This is a genomic window from Novosphingobium kunmingense (assembly GCF_002813245.1).
Taxonomy (GTDB): Bacteria; Pseudomonadota; Alphaproteobacteria; order Sphingomonadales; family Sphingomonadaceae; genus Novosphingobium; species Novosphingobium kunmingense.
The window spans coordinates 1,018,776-1,033,628 of the sequence record NZ_PHUF01000002.1 but is presented as its reverse complement, the minus strand read 5'-3'; the positions used below and the strand labels follow the sequence as shown (position 1 = coordinate 1,033,628).

15 protein-coding genes are annotated in these 14,853 nt (G+C 64.9%); 5 read left to right on the top strand and 10 right to left on the bottom strand.

Annotated features, from left to right (window positions below):
• Positions 1–1,395 carry a DNA recombination protein RmuC gene (gene rmuC, locus B0I00_RS04970; protein WP_100866185.1) on the top strand — a complete coding sequence of 465 codons (1,395 nt, stop codon included), beginning with the start codon at positions 1–3 and terminating at the stop codon, positions 1,393–1,395.
• 1 nt (position 1,396) lies between these two features.
• Here rmuC and B0I00_RS04965 read toward each other — a convergent pair whose 3' ends face one another.
• The 6 genes from B0I00_RS04965 to B0I00_RS04940 form a co-directional block, all read right to left on the bottom strand.
• On the bottom strand, positions 1,397–1,771 hold the full coding sequence (locus tag B0I00_RS04965; RefSeq protein WP_100866184.1) for an META domain-containing protein: 375 nt from the start codon (positions 1,769–1,771) through the stop codon (positions 1,397–1,399).
• Positions 1,772–1,822: 51 nt separating this feature from the next.
• Positions 1,823–2,626 carry a TrmH family RNA methyltransferase gene (locus B0I00_RS04960; RefSeq protein WP_100866183.1) on the bottom strand — a complete coding sequence of 268 codons (804 nt, stop codon included), beginning with the start codon at positions 2,624–2,626 and terminating at the stop codon, positions 1,823–1,825.
• A 4-nt stretch (positions 2,627–2,630) separates the two neighbouring features.
• Positions 2,631–2,909 carry an HPr family phosphocarrier protein gene (locus tag B0I00_RS04955; RefSeq protein WP_100866182.1) on the bottom strand — a complete coding sequence of 93 codons (279 nt, stop codon included), beginning with the start codon at positions 2,907–2,909 and terminating at the stop codon, positions 2,631–2,633.
• A 43-nt stretch (positions 2,910–2,952) separates the two neighbouring features.
• Positions 2,953–3,357, bottom strand: coding sequence for a PTS sugar transporter subunit IIA (locus tag B0I00_RS04950; RefSeq protein ID WP_100866181.1), 405 nt, complete (start codon positions 3,355–3,357; stop codon positions 2,953–2,955).
• 112 nt (positions 3,358–3,469) lie between these two features.
• Positions 3,470–4,387: an RNase adapter RapZ gene (gene rapZ / locus B0I00_RS04945; RefSeq protein ID WP_100866180.1), complete on the bottom strand. Its 918-nt coding sequence runs from the start codon at positions 4,385–4,387 to the stop codon at positions 3,470–3,472.
• Between the two features lie 66 nt (positions 4,388–4,453).
• Entirely contained in the window at positions 4,454–5,863 is a 1,410-nt protein-coding gene (locus B0I00_RS04940; RefSeq protein WP_100866179.1) for a glutamate ligase domain-containing protein, read from the bottom strand.
• Between the two features lie 53 nt (positions 5,864–5,916).
• Here B0I00_RS04940 and B0I00_RS04935 point away from each other — a divergent pair, with 53 nt between their 5' ends.
• The 4 genes from B0I00_RS04935 (at position 5,917) to dnaN (ending at position 9,758) form a co-directional block, all read left to right on the top strand.
• Positions 5,917–6,741 (top strand): LD-carboxypeptidase, encoded by an 825-nt coding sequence (locus tag B0I00_RS04935; RefSeq protein ID WP_100866178.1) that lies wholly within the window; start codon positions 5,917–5,919, stop codon positions 6,739–6,741.
• Between the two features lie 28 nt (positions 6,742–6,769).
• Positions 6,770–7,705, top strand: coding sequence for an ACP S-malonyltransferase (fabD, locus tag B0I00_RS04930; protein ID WP_100866510.1), 936 nt, complete (start codon positions 6,770–6,772; stop codon positions 7,703–7,705).
• 16 nt (positions 7,706–7,721) lie between these two features.
• Positions 7,722–8,474 carry a 3-oxoacyl-[acyl-carrier-protein] reductase gene (gene fabG / locus B0I00_RS04925; protein WP_198519156.1) on the top strand — a complete coding sequence of 251 codons (753 nt, stop codon included), beginning with the start codon at positions 7,722–7,724 and terminating at the stop codon, positions 8,472–8,474.
• 165 nt (positions 8,475–8,639) lie between these two features.
• Positions 8,640–9,758: a DNA polymerase III subunit beta gene (gene dnaN, locus B0I00_RS04920; protein ID WP_100866176.1), complete on the top strand. Its 1,119-nt coding sequence runs from the start codon at positions 8,640–8,642 to the stop codon at positions 9,756–9,758.
• 61 nt (positions 9,759–9,819) lie between these two features.
• Here the strand turns inward: dnaN and B0I00_RS04915 are convergent, their stop codons facing one another.
• The 4 genes from B0I00_RS04915 to B0I00_RS04900 all read right to left on the bottom strand — a co-directional run bounded on the left by B0I00_RS04915 (position 9,820) and on the right by B0I00_RS04900 (position 14,847).
• Complete coding sequence (locus B0I00_RS04915) at positions 9,820–10,827, bottom strand: zinc-dependent alcohol dehydrogenase family protein (protein WP_100866509.1); 1,008 nt, start codon at positions 10,825–10,827, stop codon at positions 9,820–9,822.
• Between the two features lie 2 nt (positions 10,828–10,829).
• Positions 10,830–12,584, bottom strand: a complete 1,755-nt coding sequence (locus B0I00_RS04910; protein WP_100866175.1) for an N-acyl-D-amino-acid deacylase family protein — start codon at positions 12,582–12,584, stop codon at positions 10,830–10,832.
• A gap of 102 nt (positions 12,585–12,686) precedes the next feature.
• Positions 12,687–14,009 (bottom strand): FAD-dependent oxidoreductase, encoded by a 1,323-nt coding sequence (locus B0I00_RS04905; RefSeq protein ID WP_100866174.1) that lies wholly within the window; start codon positions 14,007–14,009, stop codon positions 12,687–12,689.
• A 4-nt stretch (positions 14,010–14,013) separates the two neighbouring features.
• The gene (locus B0I00_RS04900; RefSeq protein ID WP_232730115.1) at positions 14,014–14,847 is read right to left on the bottom strand and encodes an alpha/beta fold hydrolase; all 834 of its coding nucleotides are present in this window, start codon (positions 14,845–14,847) and stop codon (positions 14,014–14,016) included.
• Between the last annotated feature and the right edge of the window lie 6 nt (positions 14,848–14,853).

The window sequence follows — 14,853 nt, the reverse complement described above, 5'->3', positions numbered from 1 at the left end:
ATGGAACTGTTCAGCCTGATCGTTGCTTTTGTTGCCCTGCTTACCGGGCTGGCCCTCGGCTGGTTCGCTGGTTCTCGTCCGGTTGGCGATCTGCACCGGCGCCTCGCCGCAAGAGAGGAGGACGGCCGCGAGCTCGACGAAAAGTTCAAGGCAGCGATCCGCGATCTTGCCGGCGCGAGCGAACGGGCCGAGCGAGCCGATGGTCTCGCCGTCGAACTGGCGGCCGTGCGCCAGCGGGGTGAGGAACTGGCCTCCGAACTCGCCACGCTCAAGGCCAATGCCGCCCACTTCGAAGAGCAGAAGCGCCTCTTGCTCGAAGCGCAGGACGGACTGAAGAAGGAATTCGAGAACGCCGGCGCCAAGGTGCTCGAACGCGCGCAGGAAGCGTTCCTGAACCGCGCGAACGAGCGGTTGGCCGTGTCCGAGGCGAAGAGCGCCGAGCAGATCAAGGCGCTGCTCGCGCCGGTCGACCAGCGGCTCAAGAGCTACGAGGAGCAGGTCCAGGGGCTGGAAAAGCAGCGCGTCGATGCTTTTGGCCAGCTCACCGGACTGATCCAGTCGATGCGCGACGGACAGGAAGCGGTCCGGGCCGAGGCGGCTAGGCTGGGCAATTCGCTGACCAATGCCCCCAAGGCGCGCGGTCGCTGGGGTGAACGAGCGCTCCAGAACGTGCTCGAGCAATGCGGTTTGTCCGAGCATACCGACTTCGATCTCGAACATTCGCTGGACACCGAGGACGGTCGGCTGCGGCCCGATGCGATCGTCCACGTTCCCGGGCAAAAGAAGCTGGTGATCGACGCCAAGGTCTCGCTCAATGCCTATCAGGCAGCCTTCGAATCCAGCGACGATGCCGAGCGCAGGCGCCATCTCGACCTTCACGCCCGCTCGATGCGCAACCACGTTCAGACGCTGGGCCAGAAGAGCTACCAGAGCCAGTTCGACGAGGCGCCGGACTATGTCGTCATGTTCGTGCCGGGCGAGCATTTCGTAGCAGCGGCCCTCGAGCACGATCCGGAGCTGTGGGATTTCGCCTTTCACAACAAGGTACTGCTGGCCACTCCGACCAACTTGGTGGCGATTGCCCGGACCGTGGCGATGGTCTGGAAGCAGGACCAACTGGCGCGCGAGGCGGTGGAGATCGGGAAGGCCGGCGCCGAGCTCTACGACCGGTTGGCGACGACCAGCGAACATCTAAAGGGGGTGGGTGCTGGGCTCGACCGCGCGGTACGCAAGTACAACGATTTCGTCGGCAGCTTCGAGCGCAACGTTCTGACTTCGGGCCGGCGCCTGCGCGAGAAGGGCATCGAGATCGGCAAGCGCGAGCTCGACGAGGTCAATCTGATCGAAGCGTCGCCGCGCTATGGCGACGATCAGCCGGCCGAAGCCGCGGAATGACCTAGCGCCGCAAGCGCAGCGTCAGGGCATGTGCAGTCGTCGTCAGGCGCAACTTGTCACCTTCGCGCGCGATCGTGGGTGAACCCCGCAGGACCGCGCCGAGCGCGCTTTCGTCCGCCATCAGGTTCTCGCAGGCCATCAGCGTCTGGATCAGCGAAGGCGCTACCAGCTTGCCGTCCTCTATCGTGTAGCTTCCGCTGAGCGCGTTGCAGCCTGCGGTCGCCTGCAGCGAACCGCCCGATAGCTCGATCGAGGCCCCGGAATAGCGCGGCGGCTTGCCGTCGATCGTCTCGACCATCCAGATCCCGGAGAGATTGCCCGGCGCGGCCGCGATTACGGCAAGGGCTGCTAGAGGAAGGGAGATGGCGCGATGCATGGCTCGCTTGTGCCTCGGGCTCGACGAACGCTGCCTGAACGGCAGGCGCAATCAACCCAAGGTGTCCAGAACCTCGTAAGCCAGCACGGCAGCGGCCACGGCGGCGTTGAGGCTGTCCGCGCGGCCCTTCATCGGCATGGTGACGCGCAGGTCGCAGGCGGCCTCGTAAGCTTCGGGCAGCCCGCGGCTTTCGTTGCCCACCATGACGAAGCACGGCGCCGCGTAGGGCGCGCCGCGATAGGGCACGGCTTCGCGCAGGCTGGCTGCGACAAGCTGGCCCTTGCCGGCGCGCAGCCAGGGGAGGAACTCCTCCCAGCGCGCCTGGGCGATCTGCTGGGTAAACACCGCGCCCATGCTGGCGCGCACCGCCTCGACCGAGAAGGGGTCGGCGCAGTCGTCGAGCAGGATCAGGCCGCCCGCGCCGACGGCATCGCCGGTGCGCAGCATCGTGCCGAGATTGCCGGGATCGCGCAGAGCCTGCGCCACGAGCCAGATCCCGGCCGCATCGCAATCAATGCTGGCCAGCGAGGTGTCGAACTCGGCAAAGACCGCGGCAACCGCCTGTGGATTGTCCTTGCCGGTGATCTTGGCGAGGATCTCCGTGTCGCATTCGATCAGGTCGCCGCCGCTTGCCTGTACGTCGGCCTCCAGTCTGTCGAGCAGGGGATGCGGCTCGCGACCCGTTGCCATCACCAGCGTTTCGGGCAGGTGTCCGCATTCGCGCGCATCGGTCAGCAGGCGCAAACCCTCGGCAAGGAACTTGCCCGCGGCCTTGCGGTGCTTCTTCTCCCGCAACGAGCGCAGGAACTTGACGGTCGGATTGGAAAAGCCGGTAATCTGGCGGCGTTGGGCCACGCTCTCAATCCTCGCCGAAGCCGTCCTTGACGAGCCCGACCAGCTTGAGCAGCGCGGCATCGGCGTCGTTGCCGGTGCAGATGATCTCGATCGAATCGCCCTTGGCGGCGCCGAGCATCATCAGGCCGAGGATCGAGGCACCGGCGGCGTCGTTGCCGTCCTTGGCGACGCGCACAGTGACCCCATCCCCCAGTTTGGCCACGGCGTTGACGAACTTGGCGCTGGCGCGGGCGTGCAGGCCACGGTTGTTGACGATCTCGACGTTCTCGCGAAATTCGGTCATTCCGTGCACTCTATTCCCCCATTGGCTGCTGAGCCCTGCCGCGTCAGGCGTCCTGCCCCAGGAACTCCGAAGCGATCGTGATGTAATTGCGCCCGGCGTCGCGCGCGGCAAGAACTGCCTTGCCAAGGGGCATCGACCCTCGAGCCTTGGCCAGGCGGATCAGCATGGGCAGGTTGATCCCGGCGATCACCTCGACCGAACCGGCCTTCATCAGCGAAATCGCAAGATTGGACGGAGTGCCGCCGAACAGGTCGGTCAGCACGATCACCCCTTGGCCGTTGTCGACCGTCTTGATCTTGTCGGCGATCTCGCGGCGGCGCGCTTCCATGTCGTCGTTCGGGCCGATGCAAACTGTATCGACCGCATCCTGGCGGCCGACCACGTGCTGCATGGCGTGAACGAATTCGACGGCAAGGTTGCCATGAGTGACCAGGATCAGACCGATCATGCTGGAATGAAGCTCCGCTGTGGCGACCCGGCGCAAAAGGCAAGCCCAGCGTCCGGCAGAGGCGATTTTCCTCTGGAATGGCGCAGGGCCATGCCGATGTTGCGCGCGGCGGTCAATGCTTTCCTTCCACCAGATCGGCTGCACGCGTCAGCAGATTGCGATGGAGTACGCTCGGTTCGTACCCCGCCTCGCGCAGCGCCTCCGCCATGCGCTCCGCCGTATAGACCGAGCGGTGCCGCCCGCCGGTGCAACCGAAAGCGACATTGACATAGGCTTTGCCTTGCGCAGCGTAGCGCGGGAGCAGTTGCACGATGAGGTCGCGGATCCGGCCGAATGCCTCGGCAAAGGCGGGATCGTTCTCGATGTGCGCGCCTACTGCGGCATCCCGTCCGGTCAGTGGCCGAAGCTCCGGATCCCAGTGGGGATTGTCGAGAAACCGCATATCGAACACCAGATCGGCGATCGGCGGCATTCCACGGGAAAAGCCGAAGCTCGTGATAGTGACAACGGTCGATTGCGGCGCATCGCCCGCAAACCGCTCGCGCATGACCTGCTGCAGGTCGTTGCTGGTGAACTGGGTGGTCGAGATGACAATATCGGCCCAGCGCCGCAACGGTTCAAGCAATTCGCGTTCGGCGGCGATGCCGCTCGCCGCCGGCACGTCCTGTGCGAGGGGGTGGCGTCGTCGGGTCTCGTTGTAGCGGCGCTCAAGCTCCTGGCCCGAACAGTCGAGGAACAGGGTCGTCAGTTCGATATCGGTGCGCTGCGCAAGCCGCTTCACGCGATCAATGACCTGCCCGGCATCGAACCCGCGCGTTCGCGAATCGAAGCCTATCGCTAGCGGTGCGCGCGCTTCCGAGAGCGCATCCGCGGTGCCGATGAGGCGGCCGAGCAAATGGATCGGGAAATTGTCGATTGTCTCCCAGCCTAGATCCTCCAGCACCCTGAGCGCCGTCGTCTTGCCGGCGCCTAGGAGGCCGGTGACGAGAAGCACCCGCTGGCGGGCTTCCGATGGTGGCGATTCGTCCATGATCCTGCGCGGCACTGTGCGAATGGTGGCTTGGAAAGAAAAGGGGGCTGTCGCGGTTGTCCCGTGTCAGGGCAGCGCGGCGAACAGGCTGCGGGCGAAATCGCTCAGGGTATCGTCGCGCGCGCCCATGATCACGATGCGGTCTCCGGGGCGCGCCATGGCGACGATCCGGTCGCCGCATGCGGCGCGATCGGGTATGTACTCGGCGGTTCCGCCGTTCTCTTCGATAAGCCGGACAATGCGCTCGCTGCCTTGGCTGCGATCGACCGTGCCGCCGAAATAGACCGGGTCGCACAGGATTGCGACATCCTCCGGACCAAGCAGGCGCGCGAACGTTTCGGCCAGTTCGGCGCCCATCTGGCGCAGGGGCCCGTAGCCGTGCGGCTGGAAGAACGCGATGACCCGGCCGCTATGCGACTTGAGCGTGGCCAGGGTCGCGGCGATCTTGTCGGGATTGTGCCCGAAGTCGTCGATAATCGTTATTTTCGATGAAGTTGTGCCGATAATGTCGAAACGACGCGATAGCCCGGCGTAACTCGCCAAGGCAGCTACCGCATCGGCAACGGGTACGCCGGCTGCTGAACTGGCGGCGATCGCCGCAAGCGCATTGGCGAGGTTGTGCCGACCCGGCACAGCCAGTGCGAGTGGGTGCATCGAACCATCCCGACGGTCGACCACGGTTGCGCCAAGAGTCGACGTTCCTGCGGCGATGGATCCCTCCATAATGCCGATGGCGGCATCCGGGCTTTCGATGCCGAAGGTCACCGGGTCTTGTGCCCGCCCTGCAAGGGCAGCAGTTTCCGGATCGTCGAGATTGATAACCGCCGACTTTGCTCTCGAGAGAAAATCGCCAAATAATAGAATCAGTTCATCAAGACTCTTGTGATCGAGCGTAATGTTACCGAGGACCGCGACAGCAGGGCGGTAGAGGGCGATGGACCCGTCGCTCTCATCGACCTCCGAAACGAAGACATCACCCTGGCCGACCCGCGCACTGGCGAAAGGGGCGGCGGGCGTCGCATAGTTCTTCATCACCGCGCCGTTCATGATCGTGGGGTCGCGACCGACCGTATCGAGGATCCATCCCGTCATCCCGGTGACGGTGCTCTTGCCGCTGGTACCGCCGATGGCGATGCCAAAGGGGGCGGCGTTGAACAGCGCGGCGAGTAGTTCGGCCCGGCTCATCCGCGAGCAACCAAGGTCGCGGGCCCGTACGATCTCAGGCACCGTGTCCTCGACGGCAGCCGAGGCAACCAGGGTCTGGTCGGCCGAGACGATGCCGCTGCCGTCCTGCGGATGGAGCGTGAAGCCGAGACTTTCGAGCCAGGCAAACTTTTCCGGGGTTCGGCCCTGGTCGCGGCTGCGGTCCGAGCCGGCAACGCTTGCCCCCGCGCCCTTGAGGATCAGCGCCAGCGGAAGCATGCCCGATCCGCCGATGCCGCAGAAGAACCAGGGGTGCGAGGTAAGGTTGGTCATGGGCGCCGCGGTATGCGGCCTTGCGTGCCAGCGCAACCGGGTTAGGTAAGGCCATGGCCCGGGTTGCGATCTGTGCACCGTCGCGTGCGATCACCGAAGAGATGGCGGATCGCGTGCTGGCTTTGGCATCGGACTATCCAGGCCTCGAACTCCAATTCCATCCGCAATGCTTCCTGACCGACGGGCACTTCGCCGGCAGCGATGCGCAGCGCCGCGCGGCGCTGGCCGAATGTGCCAACGATCCGGCCTTCGATTCTGTCTGGGCGGCGCGCGGCGGTTATGGCGCGGTGCGGATCGTCGAGGACGTACTGGGCGATCTCGGCCAAGCCGCGCAAGACAAGCGCTATCTAGCCTATTCCGATGGCGGCACGCTGCTGGCGGGGTTGTACCGGCACGGGATTGGCCAGCCGGTTCATGCTCCAATGCCGGCCGACATAGCCCGCGACGGAGGGGAGGGGGCGGTACGCCGATCGCTTGCTTACCTCGCGGGTGAACACGCCGGGCTTGAGCCTGGACTTGATTCGCGGCCCGTTGTTGCTTTCAACCTGATGACCTTGGCGATGGTTTGCGGAACGCCTTTGATGCCCGACCTTTCCGGCCACGTCGTCATGGTCGAAGAAGTGGCCGAGCACCTTTACGCGATCGACCGCCTTTTCTTCCACGTCACGGCGCACCTGGGGGGCATCGCCGGGCTGCGGCTCGGGCGAGTTGGTGACGTTCCTGAAAACGACATCGATTTCGGACAGGCCGCGCCTCAGATCGCGCGGCACTGGTGCGAACGGCACGGCATTCGCTTCCTGGGAGAGGCCGACATCGGCCATGACGTTGCCAACAAGATCGTGCCGTTCGGGCTTGCAGGACGCGGGGCCGCGCAATAACCGCGCCGTTCACAAGGAGAAGGACGTCATGCGCGCATTCGTGTTTCCGGGGCAGGGTAGCCAAAAGGTCGGCATGGGTGCCGACCTGGCCGAAGCCAGCCCCGCCGCCCGCGAAGTCTTTGAGGAAGTCGACGACGCGCTCGGCCAGAACCTGTCGCAGATCATGCGCGAGGGGCCGGATGATGCCTTGACTCTGACTGAAAACGCCCAGCCGGCGATCATGGCCAATGCCATTGCCGTGCTCCGCGTACTCGAGAAGGAAGGCGGCCTTGCTCTTGCCGACAAGGCCGATTTCGTCGCCGGGCACAGCCTTGGCGAGTACACCGCGCTGTGTGCGGCCGGCGCGTTCAGCCTGTCCGATACTGCTCGCCTCTTGAAGCTGCGCGGCCAGGCCATGCAGGCAGCCGTGCCGGTCGGCGTGGGCGCCATGTGCGCGCTGCTCGGTGCCGATATCGACAGGGCCCAGGCCTTGGCCGACCAGGCGGCCGAGGGCGAGGTTTGCGCCGTCGCGAACGACAACGATCCCTCGCAGGTCGTGCTCTCGGGCCACAAGGGCGCGATCGAGCGCGCCATCGCCATGGTCAAGCAGTTCGAGATCAAGCGCGGTGTGGCGCTGCCCGTCTCGGCCCCGTTCCACTGCCCGCTGATGCAGCCTGCCGCCGATGCGATGGCTGAAGCCCTCGGCAAGATGCCGCCGTCGGCCTTGCAAATCGCGCTGTTCGCCAACGTGACCGCCAGCACGGTCACCGATCCCGCCGAAGTCAGCCGCCTGCTGGTCGAGCAGGTTTGCGGCCGCGTGCGCTGGCGCGAGAGCGTGCTGGCCATGGAAGACGCCGGGGTGCAGCACTTCGTCGAACTGGGCGGCAAGGTGCTGGGTCCGATGATCGGCCGCACCGTTGCCGGCGCGAATGTGACCAGCGTGATCGGCATGGCCGACATCGAAGTAATCGCCAAGGAGCTGTAAAGCCATGGAAAATCGTCTGTTCGATCTCAGCGGCATGACCGCCCTCGTCACCGGAGCTGCGGGCGGCATCGGCTCGGCCATAAGCCACGCTCTGGCGCGGCAGGGCGCGCGGCTTGCGCTGTCGGGCACCAATCCCGCCAAGCTCCGCGCCTTCCGCGAGGAACTCAACGACACCTACGGTCACGACCACATCGAGATCACTTGCGATCTGTCGAACACCGAACAGGTCGAGCATCTGGTGCCTGCCACGGTCGACACGCTGGGCAAGATCGACATCCTGGTGAACAACGCCGGCATCACCCGCGACAACCTTGCCATGCGGATGAAGGACGAGGAGTGGGACGCAGTCATCAAGGTCAATCTCGAAGCCGCGTTCCGCCTGATGCGCGCGGCGACCAAGCCGATGATGAAGGCCCGTCACGGCCGCATCATCACGGTGACCAGCGTGGTTGGCGCGACCGGCAATCCGGGGCAGGTCAACTATGCCGCCGCCAAGGCTGGCCTGGTCGGCATGTCGAAGTCGCTGGGCCAGGAACTTGCCAGTCGCGGGATCACCGTGAACTGCGTCGCCCCGGGCTTCATCCGTACGGCCATGACCGACGTTTTGCCAGACGCGCAGAAGGAGGCACTCAACGCCCGCATCCCGATGGGACGCATGGGCGAGGGCGAGGATATCGGCGCTGCGGTCGCCTATCTTGCGAGCAAGGAAGCCGGCTATGTCACCGGCCAGACGCTGCACGTGAACGGCGGCATGGCGATGCTGTCCTGACGCGGCCCGGACTTTGTCCGGTAGCCTGCGGATTTATCCCCAGATTCGCCCGCACCTCGGGCCGCCAGCCTTGCCGCGTCGCCCACTGGCGGTAAGAAAGGCAGTCCGAATTGACGGCGCGCTGCCGATTCCGGCCTCGCGCGCTCCAGGGGACACGACACGACCATGAAGGCCACTATCGAACGCGCGACGCTCTTGAAGTGCCTGTCGCACGTCCAGTCCGTCGTCGAACGGCGCAACACCATCCCCATCCTGTCGAATGTCCTGATCGAGGCATCGGGCGACGGCACGGTCAAGGTGATGGCCACCGACCTCGACCTTCAGGTGGTGGAAAGCCTCGCCGCTGTATCGGTCGAAACGCCGGGTGCGATCACCGTGTCGGCGCACCTGCTGTTCGATATCGCCCGAAAGCTGCCCGACGGCAGCCAGGTCAACCTGGAAACCGCCGACAACCGCATGGCGGTGAAGGCCGGGCGCAGCCGCTTCTCGCTGCCGACCTTGCCACGCGACGATTTCCCGGTGATCGTCGAAGGCGACCTGCCCACAAGCTTCGAATTGCCGGCAACGACTCTGGCCCAGCTGATCGATCGCACCCGCTTTGCGATCAGCACCGAGGAAACGCGCTATTATCTCAATGGCATCTTCCTTCATGTGTCGGACGACGAATTGAAGGCGGCGGCAACCGACGGGCACCGCCTCGCGCGGTTTACTCTGGCCCGACCTGACGGCGCGCAGGGCATGCCCGACGTGATCGTCCCCCGCAAATGCGTGGCCGAACTGCGCAAGCTGCTTGATGAAGCGGGCGATACGATGGTCCTGATCGATTTATCGGCCAGCAAGATCCGTTTCACTTTGGGCGGTCAGAACGGCGTCGTCCTGACAAGCAAGCTGATCGACGGGACCTTCCCCGATTACACCCGCGTCATCCCGACCGGAAACGACAAGCTGCTCAAGCTCGATCCGCGCAGCTTCTGGGAAGGGGTGGACCGCGTTGCCACGATCGCCACGGAAAAGACGCGTGCGGTCAAGATGACGCTGGAAAACGACAAGGTGACGCTCTCGGTCACCAGTCCCGACAACGGCACTGCGGCTGAGGAAGTGCCCGCCGATTACAGCGCGCAGGGTTTCGAGATCGGTTTCAACGCCAATTACCTCAAGGATATCCTCGGCCAGATCGAGGGCGATACGGTGGAATTGCACCTTGCCGATGCCGGCGCGCCGACCCTGATCCGCCAGGACGACAAGAGCCAGGCGCTCTATGTGCTGATGCCGATGCGGGTCTGATCCGCATCGCGGCAGCCAGAAGAAGACGGGCGCCCTGACCGGCGCCCATTTCTCGTTTTGCTCAGATGTCGACGACGATCTTGCCGAAGTGCTTGTTCGCAATCTGGTGACGGAAGGCGTCGGCCAGGTTTTCCAGCGGGAAGTGGTCGGAAATGACCGGTTTGATCCCGTTCGCCTCGATTCCCCGGATCATGTCGAGTTGATGCGCGCGGCTGCCCACGGTCAGGCCTTGGACGCGCAGGTTCTTGGCCATCAGCAGGGCGGTCTGCACCGGTCCGGCAAAGCCCGCGAGCACGCCGATCAAAGCGACATGGCCGCCGACGCGGGTGGCCATCATCGACTGGTCGAGCGTGCCCGACCCGCCAATCTCGACCACGCAGTCCACTCCGGAGCCGCCGGTCAATTCGAGCGCCCTGGCGCCCCAGGCTTCGGTCTGCTTGTAATTGATCAGATCGTCCGCGCCGAGCGACTTCAGCCGGTCGAGCTTGGCGTCCGACGATGAGGTTGCGATCACTCGCGCGCCGGCCGCCTTGGCAAATTGCAGAGCGAAGACCGAAACCCCGCCGCTGCCCTGGATCAGCACGGTCGATCCGGGCTTGATCGCATTGTCGACGAACAGCGCGCGCCAGGCAGTCAGACCCGCACAGGTCAGCGTGGCGGCCTCGGCAGCCGAATAGCCGGCAGGAACGCGTGTGAACCAGTGCTCGGGCGTGACCACGGCTTCGCGGGCATAGCCGTCGATCCCGTCGCCTGGCACGCCGCGAAACGCCGTGGCGGGCGGTGCGCCGTCGATCCATTCAGGAAAGAAGGTCGAGACCACTTGGTCGCCGACCTTGAAGCCGGTGACGCCTTCTCCTACCGCCTCGATCGTGCCGGCGCCATCGGACATCGGGATGCGCCCTGCCTCCGCCGGGATCAGCCCGTTTACCACGGCAAAGTCGTGGAAGTTGAGCGAACTGGCCGCCAGTCTGACCCGGATCTCGCCGGGGCCGGGCTGGCCCGGATCCTCCGCCGTGGCGGGGAGCAAGGTGTCGAGCGTCGCAGGCGAACCGACGCGAACCGCGCGCAGGCTCATTCCGCGGCTTCCGCCATGTCGGCGCGCTGAGGGCCGCGGATAAGCCCGCCCGGCGTTTCACCGGTCCACTGGCCGTCCTTGAAGGTCACCACGCCGCCCTTGATAGTGAAGTCATAGCCTTGGGCGCGTTGCAGAAGGCGCTTGCCGCCCGCCGGAAGGTCGAAGGCCAGCCACGGCTTGCCCAGCTTGATCCGGTCCATGTCGATGACGTTGATGTCCGCAAGGTAGCCGGGCGCAAGGATGCCGCGGTCGTCCAGGCCGTATAGGCGCGCCGTATCGCGGCACTGGCGCTTGATGGCATTTTCAAGGCTGATCTTCTGCCCACGCTTGCGGTCACGCACCCAGTGCTGAAGCATGAAGGTCGGGCTGGCCGCATCGCAGATTGTGCCGCAGTGCGCCCCGCCATCGGACAGCGAGTTCACCGTGTCCTCACTGTCCTGCAGCGCTTCGAGGAAATCGAGGTTGCCGTCGGCGTAGTTGAGGATGGGCAGATAGATGAAGCCCCGGCCATCGTCGCGGCAGAGGAGGTCATAGGCATATTCGTCGCCCGATACGCCAGCGGCTGCAGCGCGTGCAGCAATGCTTTCGTCGGCCTGTGGCTCATAGTTGAAATCGGGGTCCATCTCGTATTGCATGGCCCATCCGCCGCAAACGACCATGATCAGGCCGATGATGTCCTGGTTCACATCGGAATAGTCGCTTTCCTCGGCGAGAAGCTGCGCCTTGAACGCCGGATCGAGCAGCCTTGCCTTTTGCTGGTCCCACGGCAGATCGGCGATAGCCTTGAAACTGGGACGCAGGCGGAAGGGGTGCACCGTGCCCTGCCAAGCCATCACGATCCCGTTTCCGCGAAGCGCGATCTGCGCGACGATGTTGGCACCGTTGTCGTTTTCGGCCCGCATATTGGCGATCTGCTCGTTGAGCGATTGTTCCTTGGCAATCGACTGCAGCGCGGCGAAGGTGCAGGGCAGGCCGGTTTCCCGGCTGAGGGCGCCCATCCAGCCAAACTCGTCCCATTCGCGGCGCATGTCGCTGGCGATCTCGAACACCCCGTAACCGACGCGGCCCATGGCGCGACCGATCTCGATCAATTCTTCCTTGGTAGCGGTCGTGCCGGGAACCACTTCACCATCGATGTCGCGGTGCAGGACAGTGCGGCTTGTCGAAAAGCCCAGCGCGCCGGCGCGAACGCCTTCCTCGACGATGTCGGCCATCTTGCGGATGTCGTCGGCCGTGGGAACGGCGCCGGGACGTTCGCGGTCACCCAGCACATAGGCCCGCACCGCGCCGTGCGGGACGTGGGTGCCGACGTCGACGGTCCGGGGCATCTCTTCCAGCGCATCGAGGTATTCAGGGAACGTCTCCCAGTTCCACTTCATTCCTTCCGCGAGCGCCGTGCCTGGAATGTCCTCGACACCTTCCATCAGGCGGATGAGCCATTCGTGGCGATCGGGCGCTGCCGGTGCGAAGCCGACGCCGCAGTTGCCCATCACAACCGTGGTCACGCCGTGCCAGCTTGACGGGGCCATTTCCGCGTCCCAGGTCGCCTGGCCATCGTAGTGGGTGTGAACATCGACCCAGCCGGGCGCCACGACCTTGCCGCCGGCGTCGATCACTTCGTCAGCATCGCCATGGACCGTACCGACAGCGGCAATTAGGCCGTCCTTCACGGCGACGTCACCGGTGAAGCGCGGGGCACCGCTGCCGTCGACTATCGTTCCGTTGCGTATGATAAGATCGTAGGTCGCCATGGCTCTCTCCAGGTTTGGCGGCAACTGCACGGTCGGCGCCTTAACCAGACGATTAAATCATGGACTGCGAGTCCCGGCAAGCCATACCATGCGTTCGAACGATCAGGCGTCGCGCGCCCTGATCATTTCATCGACATCGACGAATTTCTCGCGCGGGGAACCGTCGCGGGCGCGGCTGATTTCCGCTGCATCGATCTTCTGCCAGTCGCGGAACGTGACGACCTCGATCGCGCGCTGCTCCGCCAGCCGGTCGAAACCGGAGCGACCTTGCTTGTCGCCGGTCAGGATTGCGCCGCTGCTGATGTCTTCCGCGATACGCTCGACCACCGCAAAGCCGTCGGGCCGGTTGGTGCCGATCGTGCCCGACGGGCCGCGCCGGGCCCAGCCCACGCAATAGAGGCCGGGCAGGATGCGCCCGTCGGCGTTGGCGAAACGGCCTTCGCGCTCTTCGAACGGGACGCCGGGGATGGGTGAGCTCTTGTAGCCGATCGCGGTGATCACGATGTCGCAGGGGATGGTATAGACTTCGCCGGTGCCGCTGGCGCGGCCATCGCTGTCAAGCTCGGTCCGTTCCACTTCAAGCCCCTCAACCTTGTCGGTGCCAAGGATGGCCTTGGGACTGGCGAAGAAATCGAAGCAGATATCGACCGGCCGTTCGGCGCGGAACGCTTCGGGAATGGCGGCGAAGCTGCGCAGGTGGGCCACCGACTTGCGTTGCCCGGGTTCGAGGAAGGCGTCATCGTCTTCGGCCGGCAGGTCGGCCGCGTCGACGCGCGGGCAGGCGCGGGCGAGGTGGGCCAGTTCGCCTAGTTCCTTGGGCGTCATGGCGATCTGGTGCGGACCACGCCGACCGAGGATCGTGACCTGCTCGATCTTCGACTCCTGCAGCGCGTGGAGCGCATGGGCAACGATATCGCTGCCGGAAAACTCGTCGGGCGTCTTGGCGAGGATCCGCGCGACATCGAGGGCGACATTGCCGTTGCCGATCACCACGGCGCTGCGGCCCGACAGGTCGGGGTTGAGCTTCGCGAACTGGGGGTGACCGTTGTACCAGCCGACGAAGGCCGCGCTGCCGAATACATTGTTGAGCGCTTCGCCGGGAATGCCTGCGGCGCGATCGTTGGGCGCGCCGGTGGCCAGCACGACCGCATCGTAAAGGCCCTGCAGTTCCTCTATGCTGATATCCTCGCCGATGGTGACGTTGCCGACGAACCGCACGTTGTCGGTCAGCGCCGTGCCTTCGTAGCGCTTGGAGACGCCCTTGATCGACTGGTGGTCGGGCGCGACGCCGGTTCGGATAAGGCCATAGGGGACCGGCAACATGTCGAAGATGTCGACCCGGACCCCGTCGCCCCATTGCTTCTGCGCGGCCTCGGCCGTGTAGTAGCCCGCCGGGCCAGAGCCGATGATCGCGATGTGGCGCATGGGGTCAGGCTGCTTTCTTCTGGTCCCTGTCGGGTGCGTCGAGGAAGCCGCGAATTGACGAAAGAGTCTGTTCGCGGTGGGTAAGCATGAACAGGTGTCCGCCCTGCTCGAAAATCTCGAGCCGGCTGTTCGGGATCAGCGCTTCTAGGATCCGGCCATTGGCGAGCGGCACGATCTGGTCTTCGTCGCCCATCATGATCAGTACTTCCTTCTTGAGGAACGGTAGCATCGGCACGCTGGTCCAGCCCAGCATGCACAGCAACTGGTAGACGTATCCGCGCGGCGTGGGTGGGGTCAGGCGGTTGATATGCTCGCTCTTGCCTCCGGTAAGTCCGCCATAGAGCGTGCGGAAGTGCTTCTCCATGAAGGACGCATCGACATAGCGCCGCGGATTGGCCATCTTGCTCAGCGCCGATGGCTTGCCCGGCACCATGACCATGCCCGCGCTCGTCGCCGCCAGGATCAGACGGCGCACCGTGCCGGGATATTGCAAAGTGAAGTGCTGCGCCATGGCACCGCCCCACGATACGCCCATCACATCGACCGTGTCCGCGCCGAAACGCTTGAGCAGCTCCCTTGCGGTCCAACTCATCGTGAAGGTGTTGTAGGGCACCAGCGGCTCGGGCGAGCCGCCCACGCCCGGCATGTCGAACATGATAAAGGGGCGATCGGTCAGGGCCTCGGCCAGTGGGGCGACGGCCTCGATATTGGCGCCGATGCCGTTGAAGAACAGGATCGGCGGATGGTCGCCCGGCATGTCCCAGCGCCAGCGCGCGACACGCAGGGTTCTTCCTCCGACCTTTTCCATCGAGAACGTTGCGGTAATTTCGATTGTCACTTTGTA

What these genes read in the sequence shown, in the direction of transcription:
- B0I00_RS04950 (WP_100866181.1), bottom strand. Translation starts at nt 3,357, where the DNA reads ATGATCGGTCTGATCCTGGTCACTCATGGCAACCTTGCCGTCGAATTC.
- B0I00_RS04940 (WP_100866179.1), bottom strand. Translation starts at nt 5,863, where the DNA reads ATGACCAACCTTACCTCGCACCCCTGGTTCTTCTGCGGCATCGGCGGA.
- B0I00_RS04955 (WP_100866182.1), bottom strand. Translation starts at nt 2,909, where the DNA reads ATGACCGAATTTCGCGAGAACGTCGAGATCGTCAACAACCGTGGCCTG.
- dnaN (WP_100866176.1), top strand. Translation starts at nt 8,640, where the DNA reads ATGAAGGCCACTATCGAACGCGCGACGCTCTTGAAGTGCCTGTCGCAC.
- rapZ (WP_100866180.1), bottom strand. Translation starts at nt 4,387, where the DNA reads ATGGACGAATCGCCACCATCGGAAGCCCGCCAGCGGGTGCTTCTCGTC.
- rmuC (WP_100866185.1), top strand. Translation starts at nt 1, where the DNA reads ATGGAACTGTTCAGCCTGATCGTTGCTTTTGTTGCCCTGCTTACCGGG.
- B0I00_RS04910 (WP_100866175.1), bottom strand. Translation starts at nt 12,584, where the DNA reads ATGGCGACCTACGATCTTATCATACGCAACGGAACGATAGTCGACGGC.
- B0I00_RS04965 (WP_100866184.1), bottom strand. Translation starts at nt 1,771, where the DNA reads ATGCATCGCGCCATCTCCCTTCCTCTAGCAGCCCTTGCCGTAATCGCG.
- B0I00_RS04905 (WP_100866174.1), bottom strand. Translation starts at nt 14,009, where the DNA reads ATGCGCCACATCGCGATCATCGGCTCTGGCCCGGCGGGCTACTACACG.
- B0I00_RS04935 (WP_100866178.1), top strand. Translation starts at nt 5,917, where the DNA reads ATGGCCCGGGTTGCGATCTGTGCACCGTCGCGTGCGATCACCGAAGAG.
- fabD (WP_100866510.1), top strand. Translation starts at nt 6,770, where the DNA reads ATGCGCGCATTCGTGTTTCCGGGGCAGGGTAGCCAAAAGGTCGGCATG.